Source organism: Pseudomonas sp. 1176_21 (genome assembly GCF_052850635.1).
The window spans coordinates 917,429-936,818 of record NZ_VXCV01000001.1; the positions used below are offsets into that span (position 1 = coordinate 917,429).

17 protein-coding genes, 1 pseudogene and 2 riboswitches are annotated in these 19,390 nt (G+C 65.5%); of the genes and pseudogenes, 10 read left to right on the forward strand and 8 right to left on the reverse strand.

What is annotated here, in order from left to right; genetic code table 11:
- Window positions 1-75 precede the first annotated feature (75 nt).
- Window positions 76-274: riboswitch (cobalamin riboswitch) on the reverse strand.
- 56 nt (window positions 275-330) lie between these two features.
- Window positions 331-559: riboswitch (cobalamin riboswitch) on the forward strand.
- 114 nt (window positions 560-673) lie between these two features.
- The 6 genes from FW760_RS04370 (at window position 674) to FW760_RS04395 (ending at window position 6,953) form a co-directional block, all read left to right on the forward strand.
- Window positions 674-859: a CbtB domain-containing protein gene (locus FW760_RS04370; protein WP_043861453.1), complete on the forward strand. Its 186-nt coding sequence runs from the start codon at window positions 674-676 to the stop codon at window positions 857-859.
- An 11-nt stretch (window positions 860-870) separates the two neighbouring features.
- A complete protein-coding gene (locus tag FW760_RS04375; RefSeq protein WP_054914568.1) occupies window positions 871-1,560 on the forward strand; it encodes a CbtA family protein in 690 nt (229 codons plus the stop codon).
- Window positions 1,560-1,964, forward strand: a complete 405-nt coding sequence (locus FW760_RS04380; protein WP_213605668.1) for a cobalamin biosynthesis protein — start codon at window positions 1,560-1,562, stop codon at window positions 1,962-1,964. Before FW760_RS04375 ends, FW760_RS04380 begins: the two co-directional genes overlap by 1 nt.
- Before the next feature lie 28 nt (window positions 1,965-1,992).
- Window positions 1,993-2,739, forward strand: a complete 747-nt coding sequence (gene cobM, locus FW760_RS04385; RefSeq protein WP_043861450.1) for a precorrin-4 C(11)-methyltransferase — start codon at window positions 1,993-1,995, stop codon at window positions 2,737-2,739.
- A 295-nt stretch (window positions 2,740-3,034) separates the two neighbouring features.
- Window positions 3,035-3,649: a response regulator transcription factor gene (locus FW760_RS04390; protein ID WP_043861449.1), complete on the forward strand. Its 615-nt coding sequence runs from the start codon at window positions 3,035-3,037 to the stop codon at window positions 3,647-3,649.
- A gap of 7 nt (window positions 3,650-3,656) precedes the next feature.
- Complete coding sequence (locus FW760_RS04395) at window positions 3,657-6,953, forward strand: transporter substrate-binding domain-containing protein (protein WP_058540142.1); 3,297 nt, start codon at window positions 3,657-3,659, stop codon at window positions 6,951-6,953.
- 8 nt (window positions 6,954-6,961) lie between these two features.
- Here FW760_RS04395 and FW760_RS04400 read toward each other — a convergent pair whose 3' ends face one another.
- The 3 genes and pseudogenes from FW760_RS04400 to FW760_RS04410 all read right to left on the reverse strand — a co-directional run bounded on the left by FW760_RS04400 (window position 6,962) and on the right by FW760_RS04410 (window position 9,390).
- Window positions 6,962-7,501, reverse strand: a complete 540-nt coding sequence (locus FW760_RS04400; RefSeq protein ID WP_373870429.1) for a methyl-accepting chemotaxis protein — start codon at window positions 7,499-7,501, stop codon at window positions 6,962-6,964.
- Window positions 7,499-8,281: pseudogene (locus FW760_RS04405) on the reverse strand (PAS domain-containing protein); the annotation flags it as partial. The pseudogene FW760_RS04405 and the gene FW760_RS04400, both read right to left, overlap by 3 nt.
- Window positions 8,282-8,370: 89 nt before the next feature.
- Complete coding sequence (locus FW760_RS04410; protein WP_054914573.1) at window positions 8,371-9,390, reverse strand: LacI family DNA-binding transcriptional regulator; 1,020 nt, start codon at window positions 9,388-9,390, stop codon at window positions 8,371-8,373.
- A 207-nt stretch (window positions 9,391-9,597) separates the two neighbouring features.
- On the opposite strand from FW760_RS04410, the gene FW760_RS04415 reads away from it, so the two are divergent.
- Window positions 9,598-10,137, forward strand: a complete 540-nt coding sequence (locus tag FW760_RS04415) for a gluconokinase (RefSeq protein ID WP_043861445.1) — start codon at window positions 9,598-9,600, stop codon at window positions 10,135-10,137.
- 100 nt (window positions 10,138-10,237) lie between these two features.
- A complete protein-coding gene (locus tag FW760_RS04420) occupies window positions 10,238-11,590 on the forward strand; it encodes a GntP family permease (protein ID WP_043861444.1) in 1,353 nt (450 codons plus the stop codon).
- An 80-nt stretch (window positions 11,591-11,670) separates the two neighbouring features.
- On the opposite strand, the gene yiaY is transcribed toward FW760_RS04420, so the two are convergent.
- The 4 genes from yiaY to FW760_RS04440 form a co-directional block, all read right to left on the reverse strand.
- Window positions 11,671-12,819: an L-threonine dehydrogenase gene (yiaY, locus tag FW760_RS04425; protein ID WP_054914574.1), complete on the reverse strand. Its 1,149-nt coding sequence runs from the start codon at window positions 12,817-12,819 to the stop codon at window positions 11,671-11,673.
- A gap of 78 nt (window positions 12,820-12,897) precedes the next feature.
- Window positions 12,898-14,460, reverse strand: a complete 1,563-nt coding sequence (gene ilvA, locus FW760_RS04430) for a threonine ammonia-lyase, biosynthetic (RefSeq protein WP_043861442.1) — start codon at window positions 14,458-14,460, stop codon at window positions 12,898-12,900.
- Between the two features lie 190 nt (window positions 14,461-14,650).
- The gene (locus FW760_RS04435) at window positions 14,651-15,103 is read right to left on the reverse strand and encodes a PACE efflux transporter (protein WP_446443647.1); all 453 of its coding nucleotides are present in this window, start codon (window positions 15,101-15,103) and stop codon (window positions 14,651-14,653) included.
- A gap of 157 nt (window positions 15,104-15,260) precedes the next feature.
- Window positions 15,261-15,932 (reverse strand): DUF3313 domain-containing protein, encoded by a 672-nt coding sequence (locus FW760_RS04440; RefSeq protein ID WP_043861440.1) that lies wholly within the window; start codon window positions 15,930-15,932, stop codon window positions 15,261-15,263.
- An 81-nt stretch (window positions 15,933-16,013) separates the two neighbouring features.
- Between FW760_RS04440 and FW760_RS04445 the strand changes: the two genes are divergently transcribed.
- Window positions 16,014-16,661, forward strand: a complete 648-nt coding sequence (locus tag FW760_RS04445) for a DUF1345 domain-containing protein (protein ID WP_054914577.1) — start codon at window positions 16,014-16,016, stop codon at window positions 16,659-16,661.
- Window positions 16,662-16,939: 278 nt separating this feature from the next.
- Window positions 16,940-17,197: a DUF1652 domain-containing protein gene (locus tag FW760_RS04450; protein ID WP_043861439.1), complete on the forward strand. Its 258-nt coding sequence runs from the start codon at window positions 16,940-16,942 to the stop codon at window positions 17,195-17,197.
- 9 nt (window positions 17,198-17,206) lie between these two features.
- On the opposite strand, the gene FW760_RS04455 is transcribed toward FW760_RS04450, so the two are convergent.
- Window positions 17,207-19,285, reverse strand: coding sequence for a putative bifunctional diguanylate cyclase/phosphodiesterase (locus tag FW760_RS04455; protein ID WP_058540139.1), 2,079 nt, complete (start codon window positions 19,283-19,285; stop codon window positions 17,207-17,209).
- Between the last annotated feature and the right edge of the window lie 105 nt (window positions 19,286-19,390).

Consider the following 19,390-nt stretch of genomic DNA (forward strand, 5'->3'; position numbering starts at 1 on the left):
GGGCATGCAGGACGAGAGCCGCAGGAGCCTTGCTGCCTGAGCGCATTCGCCACCGGATCACCCCGCCCGGTTGAAAGTCGGAAACTGTTCGAGGCAGGTCTCCTGGCTCGCGCTGTGCCGGCACGCCTGCCGGCAGCATCGACGCCTTCCCGCCCGGGGCAGTGGCACGGCCGATGCCGTTCAACGCTTACAGTTGCGGGGGCAGCCACGGCTTGAACCGTATTCCCGTCTTAGCTGCAGCCAGGGCCGCAGAACCTCGAAGCGGCTAGGCTACGCAGTGGTCCGGGGCAGGTCAACCGCTGTATTGACGGATGCCGGCGCGCGTGATTTGCTAGCCGCATTCGTTCGGGTGCCTTTTTACAAGGTGAAACGGGAAACCGGTGCGTCAGCCGCTTCTGCAAAGAAGCAGCGACAAATCCGGTGCTGCCCCCGCAACGGTAAGCGAGGAAAGCGTCTTTACCACTGTGCCAGCTGTGCGGCATGGGAAGGTGACGCCCTCAGGCTGAGCATGCTGCCAGCCCTCGCAAGCCCGGAGACCGGCCCGATACAGTCATGACAAACCCGCGGTGGGCGGGCGCTGTTGAACCCCTGGGCGAGCCTCGCGCAGGGGTTGGCCGCGCTTGCCTGTTGCCGATAGCCCCGACGACACGACAACACCAAAAAGGAACGCGCCATGCCCATCAGTACCGCCAGCCAGCCCCTCGTCACCCCCACTACCCTCAGCCAGCGCCTGGCCGTCGCCATCGGTGCATCGCTGCTGGGCCTTTGCCTGGTCTACTTCGCCGGCTTCTCGCACATCGAGGCGGTGCACAACGCTGCCCACGATACCCGCCACAGCGCCGCGTTCCCTTGCCACTGAGACCTGCCCCGATGATCAAGCGCATTGCCCGCACCGCAGGCTTTACCGGCCTGCTCGCCGCCCTGCTGCTGACCCTGCTGCAAAGCTTCTGGGTCGCACCGCTGATTCTGCAGGCCGAAACCTACGAGAACCCGGCACCGGCCGCCCAAACCCATGAGCATGCCGACGCCGCGGGTGAAGGCCACCACCACGATGCCGAGGCCTGGTCGCCTGAAGACGGCTGGCAGCGCGTGCTGTCGACCACCGGTGGCAACCTGGTGGTGGCCGTCGGCTTTGCCCTGATCCTGGCTGCGCTGTACACCCTGCGTGCGCCGGGCCGTACCGCCACCGGCGCAGCCTGGGGGCTTGCCGGGTTCGCGGTATTCTGCCTGGCGCCCACCCTCGGGCTGCCGCCAGAGCTGCCGGGCACTGCCGCCGCCGACCTGGCGCAGCGTCAACTGTGGTGGGTGGGCGCCGCGGCTGCCACCGCTGCCGGCCTGGCCCTGATCGTGTTTGCGCACAACTGGCTGCTCAAGGCGCTGGGTGTGGCATTGCTGGTTGTTCCGCACGTGATCGGTGCGCCGCAGCCGGAGGTGCACGAGAGCCTGGCGCCGCAAGCACTGGAGGCGCAGTTCAAGGTGGCGTCACTGTTGACCAATGCCGCGTTCTGGCTGGCCCTGGGCCTGCTCAGTGCCTGGCTGTACCGTCGCCAGCCAGCCTGATGCAGTTGTATGCCGGGCTGGGCTGTCGTCGCGGCTGCCCGGCCCGCGAACTGGCCGCCCTGCTCCAGCAGACCCTGTTCGCCCATCACCTGCCCGCCTCTGCCCTCGCCGGGCTGGCCAGCATCGACCTCAAGGCCGGCGAACCCGGCCTGCATGAACTGGCAAGGCAACTGGGGTTGCCGCTGGTGTTCTTTTCGGCCGCGCAACTGGCCCCCTTCGAAAGCCGCCTGAGCCACCGTTCGCCCACGGCGTTCGCCCTCAGCGGCTGCCATGGGGTGGCCGAAAGCGCCGCGCTGGCCCTGGCCGAGCAACGCGGCGGCGCCAATGCCGCACTGCGCCTGCCACGCACCGTGCAAGGCGCCGCCACCCTGGCATTGGCCTGGGCCCCGCCGTTTGACGGATAATGCCGCGCAATCTTTCCAAGGATTCATCATGACCGTCTATTTCATCGGTGCCGGCCCGGGCGACCCCGAGCTGATCACCGTCAAGGGCCAGCGCCTGATCCACAGCTGCCCGGTGATCATCTATGCCGGCTCGCTGGTGCCCGCCGCCGTGCTCGAAGGCCACCGCGCCGAAACCGTGATCAACAGCGCCGAACTGCACCTGGGGCAGATCATCGAGCTGATGCGCACGGCCCACGCCAACGGCCAGGATGTGGCCCGCGTACACAGCGGCGACCCTGGGCTGTACGGTGCGATCGGCGAACAGATCCGCCACCTGCGTGAACTGGGTATCCCGTTCCAGATCATCCCCGGCGTGACCGCCGTGGCTGCCAGTGCCGCCCTGCTCGAATGCGAGCTGACCCTGCCGGACATCGCCCAGAGCGTGATCCTGACGCGCTACGGCGATACCTCGCCGATGCCGCCGGGCGAATCGCTGGGGAGCCTGGCCAGCCACCAGGCAACCCTGGCCATTCACCTGGGGGTCAAGCACCTGGCCAGAATCGTCGAGGAACTGCGCCCGCATTACGGCAGCGACTGCCCGATCGCCGTGGTGCACCGCGCCACCTGGCCAGATCAGGACTGGGTGCTGGGCAGCCTGGACGACATCGTGCAACGGGTGCAGGCCAAGGGCTTTCGACGCACCGCACTGATCCTGGTGGGCCGGGTATTGGGCAGCGATACCTTCAGCGAGTCGGCGCTCTACCGCGCCGGGCATGCGCACCTGTACCGACCTTGACGGCCATTGACGGCGGCCCTCCCGGCCCGATGCCCGGCGCGTTCCCATGGGCGCGCCTGCCGATTCAACCGCCTCTGCTAGCGATAACCGGCCCAGACGATAGGAAATCGGCTACAGAACTTTCGAGCGCCTTGTAAGAAAAATCCTCTAATCGAACTGATTTCTTCCTCACTTCTATACTGGACGTACTCCTGCTGAGCGTTTCCACGTATCTTGGCCGCCTTGCCAGAGCCTGGGCAGGCGTCGCCCCGAACGGTTCGGGGCCTGGATCACCTCTCTGACAAGGAGTTGCGCGATGCCCAAAGTCTTGATCGTTGATGACCACACCACCATCCTCTTCGCCATCCGCACCCTGCTGGAGCGCGATGGCTACAACATCGTCGGTGAAGCCCGAGACGGCGCCAGTGCCGTCGAACTGGCGCGCAAGCTGCAGCCTGACGTGGTGATCCTCGATCTGGGGCTGCCACGCCTGGATGGCCTGAGCGTGCTGGAGCGGCTCAGCCAGTTGACCAACCCGCCACGCATCCTGGTACTGACCGGCCGCCCACCCCGGCTGTTCGCCCGCCGTTGCATCGAGTCCGGTGCCTCGGCATTCGTGCGCAAGGACGAAGACCTCGATATCCTGAGCGCCGCCCTCAAGGCCGTGCTCAACGGCTACTCCTACCTGCCCGATGCGTCACGCTTCAATGACCGGTCAAGCTCGGAACTCCAGCGCCTGGACAAGCTGTCCAACCGTGAGTTCGAGGTGCTGCGCCAGTTGGCCAAGGGCGCCAGCAATGGCGAAATCGCTACAGCGATGATCCTCAGCGCCAAGACCATCAGCACCTACAAGACCCGCATCATGGAAAAGCTCGGGGTGGTATCGCTGGTTGAGTTGATCGATGTGGCCAACCGCAACGCACTGACCTGAGCCGCCCATGACCAAGCGTTGCCTGCCTGCCCTGCTGCTCGCCTGCCTGGTGCAGTGGCTGGCGATAAGCGCCATGGCACAGGAGCCGGGGGTTGCCCGCCAACTGCTCGGGCGCTCGGTCAGCAGCAGTGCGCCACCCTCGCTGACCCTCGCCGAACGTCGGTGGCTCAAGCACAAGCAGGTGCTGCGCCTGGGCACCTCGGCGCCGGACTACCCGCCCTTCGACATCAATGTGAGCCAGCACGACTATGAAGGGGTCAGCGCCGACTTCGCCGGCCTGATCGGCGAGCAGTTGAAGATCCCGGTGCAGGTGCTGCAGTTCCCGAACCGTATCCAGGCCATCGCCGCCCTGCACAGTGGCCAGATCGACCTGCTGGGCAGCGCCAACGGCTACGAAGCCGCCGACAGCGCACTGGTGATGAGCCAGCCCTACGCCGACGACCAGCCGATCATCGCGACCCCCGTCGGCGTGACCCATGACCCAGACGACCCGCTCGACGGGCTGACGCTGTCGATGGTCGAACACTACCTGCCACCGTCGCTGGTACGCCAGCTCTACCCCCGGGCGAACCTGCAACTGTACGCCTCGACCATGTCGGCCCTGTCGGCGGTGGCCCTGGGCCAGGCCGATGCATTCATCGGCGACGCGATCAGTTCCGACTACCTGATCGGCAAGAACTACCGCGAAAGCCTGCAGATCTCCCACTACGTCAAACCCCAGCGCTCTTCCTTCGGCTTTGCCCTGGTGCGCGAGAACACCGCGTTGCTGGACCTGGTGAACAAGGCATTGGGCAGCATCACCGACAGCGACCGGTTGAACGTGATGCGCCGCTGGACCAGCGGCGTGAGCAGCATCCTGCTCAACCGGGCGGACATCGCGCTGACCGACGAAGAGCGACACTGGATCGCGCAGCATCCCAGCGTGCGCGTGGTCATCAACAAGTACTTCGCGCCCCTGAGCTTCTTCGACGAAAACCAGCACTTTCGCGGCATCACCGCCGACGTGCTGGCGCAGATCAGCCTGCGCAGCGGGCTGAAGTTCCAGATCATCGAGACCGACTCGGTGCCCACCATGATCAGCATGGTCGAACAGGGCGAAGCCGAGGTCGTCGGCGCGCTCAACTATGGTGAGCAGCGCGCCAGAACCCTGGCCTTCACCCGCCCCTACCTGGCCAACCCGCGGGTGCTGGTGACCAGCGTGCGCGATACATCGATCCGCCACCCCGACCAGCTCGACGGCAAGCGCCTGGCGATCATTCGCGGTACACCGGTAAGCGCCGAACTGCGCCAGCGCTATCCCGCCATCAGCCTGATCGAAGTCGACGACCCGCTGGCACTGATGGAGTACGTGGCCCAGGGCCGCGCGGACGCGGCGCTCAGTTCGCAGATCAACGCCGCCTACTTCATCAGCCGCATGTTCAAGGACCGCCTGCGCATCGCCACCCTGCTGGACGACACCCCGGCCCTCGCCGCCTTCGCCACCGAACGTTCTTCGCCACTGCATGCGATATTGGAAAAATCCCTGCTCAGCATCCCGCCCGAGCAGATGACCCAGCTGGTCAATCGCTGGCGCATCAACGCCCTGATCAGCGACACGCCCTGGCGCAACTACCGCTCGCTGGTGCTGCAGATTCTTGGCATCGCGGTGGCGCTGGTGCTTGCCATAGCGTTGTGGAACCGTTACCTGCGCAAGCTGATGCAGCAACGCGCCGAGGCCGAGCAGGCTCTGCAACTGCAGCTGCGCATCAGCGAACACCTGCTCGAAGAGCTGCATGTGGCCAAGGAACAGGCCGACAGCGCCAACCACGCCAAGAGCACCTTCCTGACCACCATGAGCCACGAGATCCGCACCCCCATGAATGCGGTGATCGGCCTGCTCGAGCTTGCCCTGAAGGATGCCGCACAGGGCCGCACCGACGAGCACTCCCTGCAGGTGGCATTCGATTCGGCCAGCAGCCTGCTGGAGCTGATCGGCGACGTGCTGGACATCGCCCGCATCGAATCCGGACACATGAGCCTGGCGCCACAACCCACCGACCTGGGTGCGCTGGTACGCAGCACCGTGCAGGTGTTCGAAAGCAGCGCCCGTCTCAAGGACATCAGCCTGACCCAGGACCTGCAGCCCCCCGCCGCCCTGGTGGAGATCGACCCGCTGCGTTTTCGCCAGATCCTGTCCAACCTGCTGGGCAATGCCATCAAGTTCACCGAGCGCGGTGGCGTCAGCGTGCGCCTGCAGTGCCAGCCCACGCCGTGCGGCAAGCAGGTGCACATGCACCTGGCCGTCGAGGACAGCGGCATCGGCATCAGCCAGCCGGACCAGCAGCGCCTGTTCCACCCCTTCATCCAGGCCGGCAGCCAGCCGGCTCGCCAGGGCACCGGCCTGGGCCTGGTGATCAGCCGGACCCTGTGCGAACTGATGCAGGGCAGCCTGGAGCTGCACAGCACCCCGGGCCATGGCACCCAGGTCACGGTCAGCCTGCCGCTGATGCTGGCCAGCACCGCCAGTCAACCCGAGGAACCGGCCCAGGAGCCAACGGCCCAGGCCAGCCAGCGGCTGAACATCCTGGTGGTCGACGACTACCCCGCCAACCTCATGCTGCTGGAAAAGCAGCTGAGCGTGCTGGGCCATCGGGTGACCCAGGCCAGCGACGGCGCGGGCGGCCTGCAGGCCTGGCAGGCCGGGCGCTTCGACGCCGTGATCACCGACTGCAACATGCCCGGCATGGACGGCCACCAGCTGGCGCGCGAGATTCGTGCCCAGGAGGCCCAGGCGAATCGCCCGCCCTGCCTGATCCTGGGCCTGACCGCCAACGCCCAGGCCGACGAACGCGAGCGCTGCCTGGCGTCGGGCATGGATGACTGCCTGTTCAAGCCGATCGGCCTGGGCGCCTTGAGCCGTCACCTGTCGGGGGTGGATACCCCCGAGCCGCAGGCGCCACCCGAGCCCCGCGCCGAGGACAACAGCGGTTTCAACATCGACAACCTCAAGCACCTGACCCTGGGTGACCCACGGCTGATCAAGCGTCTGCTGACGGAGCTGGAGCGCAGCAGCGCCGAAGACCTCGAGGCGTTGCGTGCCCTGGGCTCAGGCGCGAGTCGACAGCAACTGCGCAGCCTGTCGCACCGCATCAAGGGCGGCGCCAAGATGCTCAAGGCCCATGGCCTGGTGGGGCACTGCGATGCGCTGGAGCAGGCCTGTACCGGCAAGGCCCCGGACAAGGCCATCGAGGCGTTGCTGGCGGCGCTGGAACAGAGCCTGAAGGATCTGCATGAACACCTGCAGCGATCCATCGCCGCCGGTTGAGATGCGGCTCAGTGCAGTTGCAGGGTCGAGTTGATCTGGCTGATGGCGTCCACCACGTGCTGCGAACCCTGCTGGATTTCCAGGATCACTTCCCCCGCCTCATTGGCCAGTTCCACCCCCAGCCCGGTGCGGCTGAGGCTCGACTGCATGCTGGCCACCGCATTGAGTGAAAGGTCGTGGTTCTGGCGCACCACATCGACGATCTCCAGGGTCGCCTTGCTGGTGCGTGCCGCCAGGCTGCGCACCTCGTCGGCCACCACGGCAAAGCCGCGGCCGTGCTCACCTGCCCGCGCCGCCTCGATGGCGGCGTTCAGGGCCAGCAGGTTGGTCTGGTCGGCAATGCTGCGGATGGTCTGCACGATCTGCCCGATCAGTTCCGACTGCTTGCTCACCGCATCGATGCTGCGGGCTGCAGCATTGAGCTCGCGGGAGATCTCCTCGATCACCTGCACCGTATGCTGCACCACCTCCGAGCCCTTGCGCGCACAGGCATCGTTCTGCACCGAGGTGGCGTGGGCCGCTTCGGCAGCCGTCTGCTGGGTACACACCTGGTGGGTGATGTCGCTGGCGAACTTGACCACCTTGTACAGGCGGCCACGGGTATCGAAGATCGGGTTGTAGGAAGCTTCCAGGTACACCATCTGCCCGAGTTTGTTCTTGCGCTCGAAACGATGGGAATGGTACTCGCCGCGATTGAGCGAGGCCCAGAATGCCTTGTAGGCGCTCGACTCGCTCTCGCTGCGGTGGCAGAACAGGCTGTGGTGCTGGCCAATGACCTCCTCGGCCCGGTAATGCATGGTCTTGAGGAAGTTCTCGTTGGCACGGATCACATTGCCTTCGGGGGTGAACTCGACCATCGCCATGGAACGGCTGATGGCGTTGATCAGGCTGTCGCTCTCATGCTCCTCGACCACCCGCCGGGTGATGTCGGAGGCGACCTTGATCACGCTGGTGACCTGCTGGTTGGCGCCGAACACCGGCATGTAGCTGGCCTCCAGCCACACATCGTGCCCGGCCTTGTCGCGCCGCAGAAAGGTACCGCTGTGGGCCTCGCCCCGCGCCAGGTCGCGCCACAGGGTGCGGTACGCATCGCTCTTGACGTAGTCGGGCTCGCAGAAAATGCGGTGGTGCTTGCCGATGATCTCCTCGGCGGCATAGCCCAGGGTGGAGCAGAAACGCTCGTTGGCTTCGAGAATCACCCCGTCGGGGCTGAACTCGATCATGGCCATCGAGCGACCTATGGCCGCAAGCTTGGCATTGGAGTGGTGTAACGCTTGGGTGCAACGCTCGATTTCAGCCAGGTCAGACTTGCGATGGGCGTTAAACATTGGTTACCACTCCATTGGCGGTTTTTGCTCAGCATAGATGCACTTCTGTACCCTGCAAGCCAACTGCCATCACCGTTTATCACCCCACGTCAACTGCTTTCGCGCACCATCAGTTCGAAGCCCAGGTCCTGGGTGCGCGGCTGCCCGCCCTTGCCGTCGAGCAACGCCAGCAGCGCCTGCGCAGCCTGCCGCCCCACGGCAGCGCGCGGGGTGCGAATGGAGGTCAGGCGCGGTACCAGGTGAGCCGATGCCGGCAGGTCGTTGAAGCCCACCATCGCCACCTGCCCCGGCACCTCGATGCCCTGGCGCAAGGCCTGCAGAATCGCGCCCTGGGCCAGGTCGTCGTTGCAGAAGAACAGCCCGTCCACCTCCGGGTGACGCTCGAGCAACTGGCTGAACAGCTCGCCGCCCAGGCCGATGGATGACGGCTGCGGTGCGAGCATTTCCAGCGCCGGGTCATACAGCCCTGCATCGTCCAGCGCCTGGCGGAACCCGTCGGCGCGTTGCATCACCCGCGGATCGAGCTGCGCGGCAATGAAGCCCAGGCGCCGCCGTCCGCGTTCGATCAGGTGTCGGGCGGCCGCGCGCCCGGCCTGCTGCTGGGAAAACCCGACCGAAGTGGCCGTGTCCGGCCCACCCAGCTCCATCATGTGCACGCAGGGCACACCACTGGCGGCCAGCATCTGCTGCGACGCCTCGGTGCGGTCAAAACCGGTGAGCAGCATGCCGCACGGCTGGTAGGCCAGGTAGTTGCGAATCAGGTTCTCCTCTTCGGCCACGTCGTAGTGGAAGTTGCCGATCAGCACTTCAAGGCCGCGCGGGCGCATCACGTCGTGGATGGCTTCGAGGGTTTCGATGAACAGCTGGTTGGACAGCGACGGAATCAGCACCACCACCGACTGGCTCTGTGCCGACGCCAACGCGCGGGCTGCCGGGTTGGCGACATAGCCCAGCGCTGCGGCAGCATCCTTGACCTTCTGCACCAGTTCCGGGGCAACCGTGCTGATGCCGCGCAGGGCGCGCGAGGCGGTGATCGGGGAAACCCCGGAAAGCCTGGCCACTTCAGCCAGGGTGGGACGACCGGTAGTACGGGAGCCAATGCGGGTCATGGGGGCTTTTATTTTTCGGCTTGCAAAGAGAAGGGAACGGGCACTAAGGTAGCGCTGTCTCAGACGTCAGGCAATGCATAACTGCAGGTGCACGGCGATGAGCGCCCAGACTGCTTTTACAAAACCAATAACAACCGGGTGGGAAGCCGCCGAGGCGTTGTCAGCCTCGGCCAAAGATAGCGCTATCTCGCCCCGCAGGAGGTACCGATGAACTCTCCCCTGTCCGCTATTGTGGTGATGGGCGTGGCTGGCTGCGGCAAGAGCTGCGTCGGTTCTGCCATCGCCGATTGCAGCGGCGGCCGCCTGATCGAAGGCGATGCCTTTCACCCTGCCGCCAACATCCAGAAGATGAGCGCCGGCATTCCCCTTGACGATGACGACCGCGCTGGCTGGCTGATCCGCCTGGGCGAAGAGCTGCAGGCCACCCTCAAGGCCGGCGAACGGCCGATCCTCACCTGCTCGGCGCTGAAAAAGCGCTACCGCGACGCCCTGCGCCACGCCGTACCCGACCTGGGCTTCGTGTTCCTCGAACTGACGCCCCAGGAAGCCGAACGCCGCGTGCTGGCACGCCCCGGCCACTTCATGCCGGCAAGCCTGATCGACAGCCAGTTCGCCGCCCTGGAGTCGCCGCGCGGCGAAACCCTGACCCTGACCCTGGACGCCACCCAACCCATCGCCCAGTTGGCCCGTCAGGTAGACACCTGGCTAAAGCCCTGCGGTGAGTCGGCGCTGGCGCGAACTGCCTGATTTTCCGGCAGTTTTCCGGCTCACCAAAGATAGCGCTGTCTCGACTGCTGCACGCTGTAAAAGTTCCGCCCACAACAATGACAATACGAGGCACTGAACCATGTTCGGTCTGGCAACTGATACCTACCTCTTGCTCGATGCACTGGTGACCATCATCGGCCTGGTGCTGCTGATCACCCACTTCAAGGTGCACCCTTTCGTGGCGCTGACCCTGGCCGCGGGCTTTCTGGGCCTGACCTCCGGCATGCCGGTAGCCAAAGTGATGAAGTCGTTCCAGGACGGCTTCGGGGGCGTACTCGGCTTTGTCGGGATCGTGCTGGCACTGGGCACCATGCTCGGCAAGCTGATGGCCGATTCCGGCGGCGCCGACCAGATCGCGCAAACCCTGATTCGCGCCTTCGGCAAGCAGAAGGTGCACTGGGCCATGATGTTCGCCGCCTTCCTGGTGGGCATCCCGCTGTTCTTCGAAATCGGCTTCGTGCTGCTGATACCCCTGGTGTTCATCGTGGCCCGGCGCACCGGGGTATCGCTGATCAAGATCGGCATTCCGCTGCTGGCCGGGCTGTCGGTGGTGCACGGGCTGGTGCCGCCGCACCCGGGCCCGCTGCTGGCCATCGGCGTGTTCGGCGCCGACATCGGCAAGACCATCTTCTACGGGCTGATCGTGGCGCTGCCCACGGCGATCATCGCCGGGCCGCTGTACGGCACGTTCATTTCGCGGTACATCCCCGGCTCGCCGTCCCAGGAGCTGATGGACCAGATCGCCCGCGAAGCCGAGCGCACGCAACTGCCCAGCTTCGCCATCACGCTGGTAACCATCCTGCTGCCGGTGTTCCTTATGCTGCTCAAGACCTTCGCCGACGTGGTACTGCCGGCCGAGCACATCTTTCGCCAGTGGATGGACCTGATCGGGCACCCGATCACGGCGCTGCTGGCCGCCCTGCTGCTGGCGTTCTACACCTTCGGCTCGGCCCAGGGCTTCAGCCGCCAGCAGATCATGAAGATGCTCGACCAGAGCCTGGCGCCTACGGCGGCAATCGTGCTGATCGTGGGGGCTGGGGGCGGCTTCAAGCAGATGCTGGTGGATACCGGTGTGGGCAACGTGATCGGTCAGATGGCGGTGCAGGCGCAGATCTCGCCGATCATGCTGGCCTGGCTGGTGGCGGCGGTGATTCGCATCGCCACGGGCTCGGCGACGGTGGCGACCATTACCGGTGCGGGTATCGTGGCCCCGGTGATCGGCATGATACCGGGCGTGAACCGCGAGCTGCTGGTGCTGGCCACGGGGGCCGGCTCGCTGATCCTGTCGCATGTCAACGATGCGGGCTTCTGGCTGGTCAAGCAGTACTTCAACATGACCGTGGCCGAAACCTTCAAGACCTGGAGCATGATGGAAACCATCCTGTCGGTGGTGGGCATCATCTTCATCATGCTGTTGTCGCTGGTGGTCTGACGGCTTCGCCGCAAAGCCAGCCCACAGGTTCTGGCTGTACCGCAGAACCCTGTGGAAGCTGGCTTGCCAGCGAAGATGCGCTAGAAGGCTGCCTTGAAGATCGCCTCGATCTCGGCCTGGCTGGCCCGCCGCGGGTTGGTCAGGCCGCAGGCATCCTTGAGCGCGTTGGCCGCCAGGGTCGGCACATCCGCCACCCGCGCACCCAGCACCTCCAGCCCCGGCGGGATCTCGATATCGTCGCTCAGTTGCACGATGGCCTGGATCGCCGCATCGGCACCCTGCGCCGCGTTCAGCCCCTCCACCGCCACGCCCATCGCCTGTGCCACATCACGCAGGCGCGCCGCGCTCACCGCCGCATTGAACCGCTGCACATGGGGCAGCAGCACCGCGTTGCACACCCCGTGCGGCAGGTCGTAGAAGCCACCGAGCTGATGCGCCATCGCATGCACGAACCCCAGCGAAGCATTGTTGAACGCCATGCCGGCGAGGAACTGCGCATAGGCCATGTTCTCCCGCGCGGTCAGGTCCTGCCCGTCGATCACCGCCTGGCGCAGGTTGCGGCTGATCAGCTCGATGGCCTTGAGTGCGCAGGCGTCGGTGATCGGCGTGGCCGCCGTGGATACATAGGCCTCGATGGCGTGGGTCAGTGCATCCATACCGGTGGCCGCCGTCAGCGACCTGGGCATGCCGACCATCAGCGCCGGGTCGTTCACCGACAGCAACGGGGTGACGTTGCGGTCGACGATGGCCATTTTCACGTGGCGTGCCTCGTCGGTGATGATGCAGAAGCGCGTCATCTCGCTGGCCGTACCGGCCGTGGTATTGATCGCGATCAGCGGCAATTGCGGCTTGGCGGAGCGGTCGACCCCTTCGTAGTCGCCGATGTGCCCGCCATTGGTGGCACACAGGGCAATGCCCTTGGCGCAGTCGTGGGGTGAACCGCCGCCCAGCGAAATCACGCAGTCGCAGTGCTCGCGCTTGAGCATCGCCAGGCCCTGCTCCACGTTGGCGATGCTCGGGTTGGGCTTGGCGCCGTCGAACACCACCGAGTCGATGTCACGCATCGCCAGCTGCTCGGCGATTCGCTGTGCCACGCCGGCCTTGGCCAGCCCGGTATCGGTGACGATCAACGCCTTGGCAAAGCCATAGCCGACAATGGCGGTCATGGCTTCGTCCAGGCAGTCGATGCCCATGATGTTGACGGCTGGGATGAAAAACGTGCTGCTCATGGCGGTATTCCTCAGGCTTTATATCTCTGCCTCAAGGATCCGCCCGTGGGCCGCAGGGCATGTTGATCCAGCGCAAAGTCAGCCAAGAAACAGCCGATAGGCCGGGTTGTCGGTCTCGTCCCAGTAGCGATAGCCCATGCCGTCTAGGGTGCCTGGCAACTGCGCCAGCTCATCGTCCGGCACCTGCAGCGCCACGAACACCCGCGCCTCGGCAGCCCCGTGGTTGCGGTAGTGGAACAGGCTGATGTTCCAGCGCTTGCCCAGGCGCTCCAGAAAGCCCAGCAAGGCGCCAGGACGCTCCGGGAACTCGAAGCGCAGCACCCGCTCGTCGAGCGAGGGGGCCGAGTGGCCGCCCACGGTGTGGCGGATATGCAACTTGGCCAGCTCGTTCTCGGTCAGGTCCAGCACCTCGTAGCCCTGCCCGGCCAGGCTGGCCAGCAACTGCGCGCGCGGGTCGGTGTGCGGGTGGGTCTGCACGCCGACGAACAGGCGGGCCTCCTTGCCGGGCTGGTAGCGGTAGTTGAACTCGGTGATCTGGCGCTGGCCCAGGGCCTGGCAGAAGGCACGGAAGCTGCCCGGCTGCTCGGGGATGGTCACCGCGATGACCGCCTCGCGCTGCTCGCCCAGTTCGGCGCGTTCGGCCACATGGCGCAGGCGGTCGAAGTTGACGTTGGCACCGGAGTCGATTGCCACCAGGGTCTGGCCCGTCACGCCGCGGCTGGCCACGTACTTCTTGATCCCGGCCACCGCCAGCGCACCGGAAGGCTCGGTGATCGAGCGGGTGTCGTCGTAGATGTCCTTGATGGCCGCGCACAGCTCGTCGCTGCTGACCGTGACCACTTCGTCCACGTAATGCCGGCACACCTCGAAGCAATGCGCGCCGATCTGCGCCACCGCCACGCCGTCGGCGAAGGTGCCGACCTGGGGCAGCACCACCCGTTCGCCAGCGGCCAGCGCGGCCTGCAGGCAGTTAGAGTCATGCGGCTCGACGCCGATCACCTTTACCTGCGGGCGCAGGTACTTGACGTAGGCGGCGATGCCGGCGATCAGGCCGCCGCCGCCCACCGGCACGAAGATCGCGTCCAGCTCGCCCGGTTGCTGGCGCAGGATCTCCATGGCCACGGTGCCCTGCCCTGCAATCACGTCCGGGTCGTCGAACGGTGGCACGAACGTGGCGCCTTCGCTCTGGGCCAGTTGCAGCGCATGGGCCAGCGCCCGCGGGAAGCTGTCACCGTGCAGCACCACATTGCCGCCACGCGAGCGCACCCCTTCGATCTTCAGCGCCGGAGTGGTGGTGGGCATCACGATGGTGGCGCGCATGCCCAGTTCACGAGCAGCCAGCGCCACGCCCTGGGCATGGTTGCCGGCAGACGCGGTGATCACCCCGCGCTCGCGCTGCTCGGTGCTCAGACGACTGAGGCGGGTGTAGGCCCCGCGGATCTTGAAGGAAAAGGTCGGCTGCAGGTCTTCGCGCTTGAGCAGCACGTTGTTGCCCAGGGCCTCGGACAGCGCCCGGGCGGGCTGCAGGGGCGTCTCGATGGCCAGGTCATATACCGGTGCGGCAAGAATCCTTCGCACGTAGTCCGACAGCAGGCTGGTGGCGCTGGTCGAGGTGCTGGGGCAGACGGTAAGGCTGGTCATCGGTGACTCCTGGTTTTTTTTGAAGTGCCCAGGAGTCAGAAAGGAAAAACCCGCCTCCAGGGCGGGTTAGGTGCAAGGTGCTCGCTAGCCCGCCAATCTGATAATGGCGGTAATAATGCTGTGCGAAGGCAACGCTGCGAATAAGGTCATGGCAGCGAAACTAGCCCAGGGCCTTTTTCAAGTCAATCATTCATTTTGCGCTCGTGCAGGCTTGCACGCCGCGTTCGTGCGCCGATTCGGGCACGCCGAACACCCGGTCGAAGCCCCACTGGAACACGAAGGCGTACACGAAGAAGAACATAAACAGCGCAAGGTTGGTGCCCAGTGCCGCCCACAGGCTGATGTCCAGCCACCAGGCCACCACCGGCAGCAGGATCAGCACCAGCCCGCCCTCGAAGCCGATGGCATGCAGCAGGCGCCGCACGAAGGTGCGGCTGCGTCGGGCCTGACGTACCTCCCAGAACTCGAACAGGTAGTTGTAGAGCATGTTCCAGCCCAGGGCCATGCCCGACATGATCACCGACAGCACGGTGGAATGGGCCATGCCCTCATCGAAGGCCAACGCCAGGGCCGGTGCGACACAGGCCACCGCGATGACTTCGTACAGAATGGCCTGGGTGATCTTGCGGGTAACGCCTTGCATGACGGGCTCCTTTCAACGGTATGCCGCGCAGGCTAGGCTGATTGAAGCCGGGTTTCAATGGTGAAGCGGTCAACTGTCGTCGGCCCGCTGGGGCCGGCAGACCGGCCAACACGCTGCCAGGCCATTGCGAGGCTCCCCGAATGGCCTGGCACAGGGCTCAATGGCCCTTGAGCTTGAGGTAGGACTGGTGCAGGTCGGACGCCCAGCCATCGAGCACTGCCTTCACATCGTCGGCCTTCATCACCTGGCTGTCGTTTTCCAGCGGCTTGCCACTGCCCTTGCGCACCACCTGGGCGAGCACCTTGTTGTTGCCGCCATCCAGAAACTGCGCCTCGGTGGCGATATCGGTTTCCTGGTCGCGGATGCCCGAGGCCGTGCTCACCGCTGCCGCCACCAGCGCCACCGGAATCACTTCGTATGCCTTCAGGCCCTCGGTCTTGCTGCTGACGGCCGTGATCGCCGGGCGTACCACGATCACCCCCGGGCCAGGGCCGGTGGCCAGCGGCAACGACTTGCCCAGCTCGCGCTTGAGCGCCTGGTCGTAGTAGTGGGTGATGCCTTGCAGGGTGCTCTGCGGAATCCGCGCGGTAGGCTGCGGCTTGGGATACAGCTGGCTGGGCTCGATGTATACGCTGGTGTAGCGGTCGAGCTTGAGGTTCGGGTCGATCCAGCGCATCACCGTGGCACCGGAGGGCGAGGTGGTCTGCTTGAGACGGCTGTAGTCCTTGAGGAACCCGGAGTACTCGTCGGGCTGCACGGTGCTGCTCGAACAACCGGCCAGGCCCAGCCCGGCCAGGCACAGGGTGCCGATGATCAATGCGTGTTTCATGCGGTCGCTCCAGTGGCGCCTGAAGAAAGGCTTCCTAGGTATAGGCTACAGTTGGCGGTGCATCCATCGACGTGAGGCAACATGGCATTCCACAAGCTGGCCCATACCCACCCGCGCCTCAGCGCCGCCGCACTGGTCGGCTGCCTGGGCGGCGTGTTCATCCCGGCAGACAACCTGGTGCAACACATCCTGGCGGGCTGGAACCTCGGGGTCTGGCTGTACCTGCTGCTGGTGTTCTGGCTGACCCTGCGGGCAAAACCGGGCCAGGTGCGCAAGGTGGCCTGCATCGAGGACGAAAATGCCGGGCTGGTGCTGTTTACCGTGAGTATCGCGGCCATCGCCAGCCTTGCCGCAGTCACCCTGCAACTGGCCAGCAGCAAGGGCCTGACCGGCAGCACCCAGGCCCTGCACTACCTGTACACCGGCCTCACCGTGGCCGGCTCGTGGCTGCTGATCGGCACCATCTTCAGCCTGCACTATGCGCGCCTGTTCTACACCAGCACCGCCAAGCAGCCGCTGCTGCGCTTTCCAGACGAGGAGCGCAACCCCGATTACTGGGACTTCCACTACTTCTCGTTCACCCTCAGCGTCGCGGTGCAAACCTCCGATGTGGGCGTCGCCGGGCGTGAACTGCGCCGGGTGGTGCTGGCCCACTCGGTGATCGGTTTCGTGTTCAACACCGCGATTCTGGGTTTCACCATCAACATCGCCGCCGGCCTGCTCAGCTGAGCCCGCCGCTGGTCTGAAATACCCGTGGCCCCACCCTGCCCGCTTCAGCGGCCATGACAGCCTCACCCGCCGCAATGCGGACCACGCAAACGCTTGCGCAACCCACACATAGCAAAAAGCCATTGTGACGCAGGTCAAACATCCTGCAACGGGGCGCAAACAAGCGGCGGACAGCGGCCGCATCGGTGCTATGGTTAGGGTCTTGGCCTTCCCTGGGCAGCGTGTCCCGGGTACAGGCATGCTCAGCGAATCGGGGTCAGCTGTAAAAGGAGGCCGGCATGAACAAGCTCACGTTTCCCAACGCCTGCCAGATGATGCGCTGGCACTTCCATCCCCTGGGCTTTGAAGCCAGCATGGATGCACCGCGCAGCATGGTGGCGCGCGTGTTCGACCGCGCCACCGGCGAAACCCTGCTGGCGATTGCCGGCATTCCGTGCGCCACACTGATGGCGGCGTCGGATGTGGAGCGCATCATCGAAGCGGTGGAAGACGAGCTTGAAGCGTTCCAGCCCTCGTGTGCGCTGCGCTCGGCCTGACGCTGGCGCTCAGGCCTGCCCCACCGCCAGTCTCTCGATATCAGCCATGAAACGCTCGGCCGGCAGCGGCTGACCGAGCAGGTACCCTTGCAGCGAATCACACCCCAGACGGGTCAGGAAGTCCTGCTGGCGGTCGGTTTCCACCCCTTCGGCAACAATCCTCAACCCCAGTGCCTGCCCCAGCGCCACGATGGCCGACACGATCGCGGCATCGTCGCTGTCCTGCTCCAGGTCGCGCACGAAGCCACGGTCGATCTTCAGCTCGTTGGCCGGCAGGCGCTTCAAGTACATCAGGCTTGAGTAGCCGGTACCGAAATCGTCGATGGACAGGTCCACGCCCATGTCCGACAGGCGCTGCAACACCATCAGGCTCGCATCGGCGTCGTGCATGGCGGTGGTTTCGGTGATCTCCAGGGTCAGGCTGTTGGCCGGCAGGCGATGACGCTGCAAGGCCGACGCCACGCTGTCCACCAGCCCGGCATGGCAGAACTGGATGGCCGACAGGTTCACTGCAACCCGCCAGTTTTCATAGCCCTGGTCCATCCAGCTGCGCATCTGGCGGCAGGCCTCGTCCAGCACCCACTCGCCGATCGGGATGATCAACCCGGTTTTTTCCGCCAGCTGGATGAAGCGATCGGGCAGCAACATGCCGTGCTGCGGGTGCTCCCAGCGCAGCAGGGCCTCGGCACCGATAGGCTGGCGCCCCACCGCATCGAACTTGGGCTGGTAGAACAGGCGCAACTGGCGCTGCTCCAGCGCCATGCGCAGGTCCTGCAGCAACTGCAGCTGCAGGCGCGCGTTGCTGTTCATCGACACATCGAAAAAGCTGTAGGCGTTCTTGCCGGCGCTCTTGGCGTGGTACATGGCCGCGTCGGCATTGCGCAGCAGCTCCATCTGGTCGGCGCCGTTGCCGGGGTACAACACGATGCCGACGCTGGCGGAGATCTGCAGGCTCTGCTCGGCCACCCGGAACGGGCGCGACACCAGGTTGACCTGCTTGGCGGCCACCCCCACCGCATCTTCAGGCTCGTCCAGCTCCACCAGCAGCACGAATTCGTCACCGCCGATGCGCGCCAGGGTGTCCTGGCTGTGCAGGTGGCCACGCAGGCGCATCGCCACCTCCTTGAGCAACTGGTCGCCGGTGTGATGGCCGAACGCGTCGTTGACCGGCTTGAACCCGTCCAGGTCGATGAACATCAGCGCAAAGCAGCCGCCCTGCTCTGCCACCTTGGCGATGGCCTGCTCGATACGGTCGGTCAGCAGGCTGCGGTTGGGCAGCCCGGTGAGGGTGTCGTGCAGCGCCAGCTGGGTCAGCTCCTGGTTGGCCAGGGTCAGCGATTGCGCCAGCTCCGCAGTGCGCGCCTCCAGGCGTGCATCCAGCACCGAGGTCAGCAGCGCCACCGCCAGCACCGCCAGGGTGGTGATCAGCACCAGGTAGTCCAGGCCACTGCCGCTGAGCCCACCGTCCAGCGCGCCACAGAAGCTGCCGTCGGCAAAATTGGCCGCTGCCATGCCGGTGTAGTGCATGCCGACGATGGCAATGCCCATCACCACGGCGGCGCCGCCGCGAATCTGGCGTACATACGGGGTATTGCGGCGCAGGCGGAAGGCGATCCACAGTGCGGCCACCGACGCGCCTACTGCAATCAACAGCGAGGCGGCGAACAGCAGCGGGTCGTAGTCGATGCCCGGTTGCATCTGCATGGCGGCCATGCCGGTGTAATGCATGCTGCTGATGCCCGCACCCATGATCAGCGCCCCCAGCGCCAGCACGCGGCCCGGCAGGCTCGGCTGGCTCACCAGCCAGAGTGCGAAGCCCGACGAAAGCACCGAGATCACCAGCGACAGCGCGGTGAGGCTCAGGTCGTAGCCCAGCTCGATGGGCAGGCTGAAGGCAAGCATGCCGATGAAGTGCATCGACCAGATCCCGGTGCCCAGGGCCAGAGCACCGCCGACCATCCACAGGTACGCGGCACGGCCCTTGGCGGTGGCGATGCGCCCGGTCAGGTCCAGCGCCGTGTAGGACGCCAGAATCGCCACGCACAGCGAAATCAGGACCAGCGAGGAGGAATAACTACCGTTGAGCATGAAGGTTCCAAGGCCCGGTTGACGGGCGCTGTCCCGGCCCGGTGAAAAACCTATGATTGTACTCAACCTTTAGCGAAACGCACGGAGTTTCCGAGGGATGGCGGG

Bases quoted from the DNA above. Each gene is read 5' to 3' on its own strand.
- FW760_RS04410 (WP_054914573.1), bottom strand. From the start codon at position 9,390: ATGACCCGCATTGGCTCCCGTACTACCGGTCGTCCCACCCTGGCTGAA.
- FW760_RS04415 (WP_043861445.1), top strand. From the start codon at position 9,598: ATGAACTCTCCCCTGTCCGCTATTGTGGTGATGGGCGTGGCTGGCTGC.
- FW760_RS04370 (WP_043861453.1), top strand. From the start codon at position 674: ATGCCCATCAGTACCGCCAGCCAGCCCCTCGTCACCCCCACTACCCTC.
- FW760_RS04440 (WP_043861440.1), bottom strand. From the start codon at position 15,932: ATGAAACACGCATTGATCATCGGCACCCTGTGCCTGGCCGGGCTGGGC.
- yiaY (WP_054914574.1), bottom strand. From the start codon at position 12,819: ATGAGCAGCACGTTTTTCATCCCAGCCGTCAACATCATGGGCATCGAC.
- FW760_RS04395 (WP_058540142.1), top strand. From the start codon at position 3,657: ATGACCAAGCGTTGCCTGCCTGCCCTGCTGCTCGCCTGCCTGGTGCAG.
- FW760_RS04420 (WP_043861444.1), top strand. From the start codon at position 10,238: ATGTTCGGTCTGGCAACTGATACCTACCTCTTGCTCGATGCACTGGTG.
- FW760_RS04375 (WP_054914568.1), top strand. From the start codon at position 871: ATGATCAAGCGCATTGCCCGCACCGCAGGCTTTACCGGCCTGCTCGCC.
- cobM (WP_043861450.1), top strand. From the start codon at position 1,993: ATGACCGTCTATTTCATCGGTGCCGGCCCGGGCGACCCCGAGCTGATC.
- FW760_RS04445 (WP_054914577.1), top strand. From the start codon at position 16,014: ATGGCATTCCACAAGCTGGCCCATACCCACCCGCGCCTCAGCGCCGCC.
- FW760_RS04390 (WP_043861449.1), top strand. From the start codon at position 3,035: ATGCCCAAAGTCTTGATCGTTGATGACCACACCACCATCCTCTTCGCC.
- FW760_RS04380 (WP_213605668.1), top strand. From the start codon at position 1,560: ATGCAGTTGTATGCCGGGCTGGGCTGTCGTCGCGGCTGCCCGGCCCGC.
- FW760_RS04455 (WP_058540139.1), bottom strand. From the start codon at position 19,285: ATGCTCAACGGTAGTTATTCCTCCTCGCTGGTCCTGATTTCGCTGTGC.
- FW760_RS04450 (WP_043861439.1), top strand. From the start codon at position 16,940: ATGAACAAGCTCACGTTTCCCAACGCCTGCCAGATGATGCGCTGGCAC.
- ilvA (WP_043861442.1), bottom strand. From the start codon at position 14,460: ATGACCAGCCTTACCGTCTGCCCCAGCACCTCGACCAGCGCCACCAGC.
- FW760_RS04435 (WP_446443647.1), bottom strand. From the start codon at position 15,103: ATGCAAGGCGTTACCCGCAAGATCACCCAGGCCATTCTGTACGAAGTC.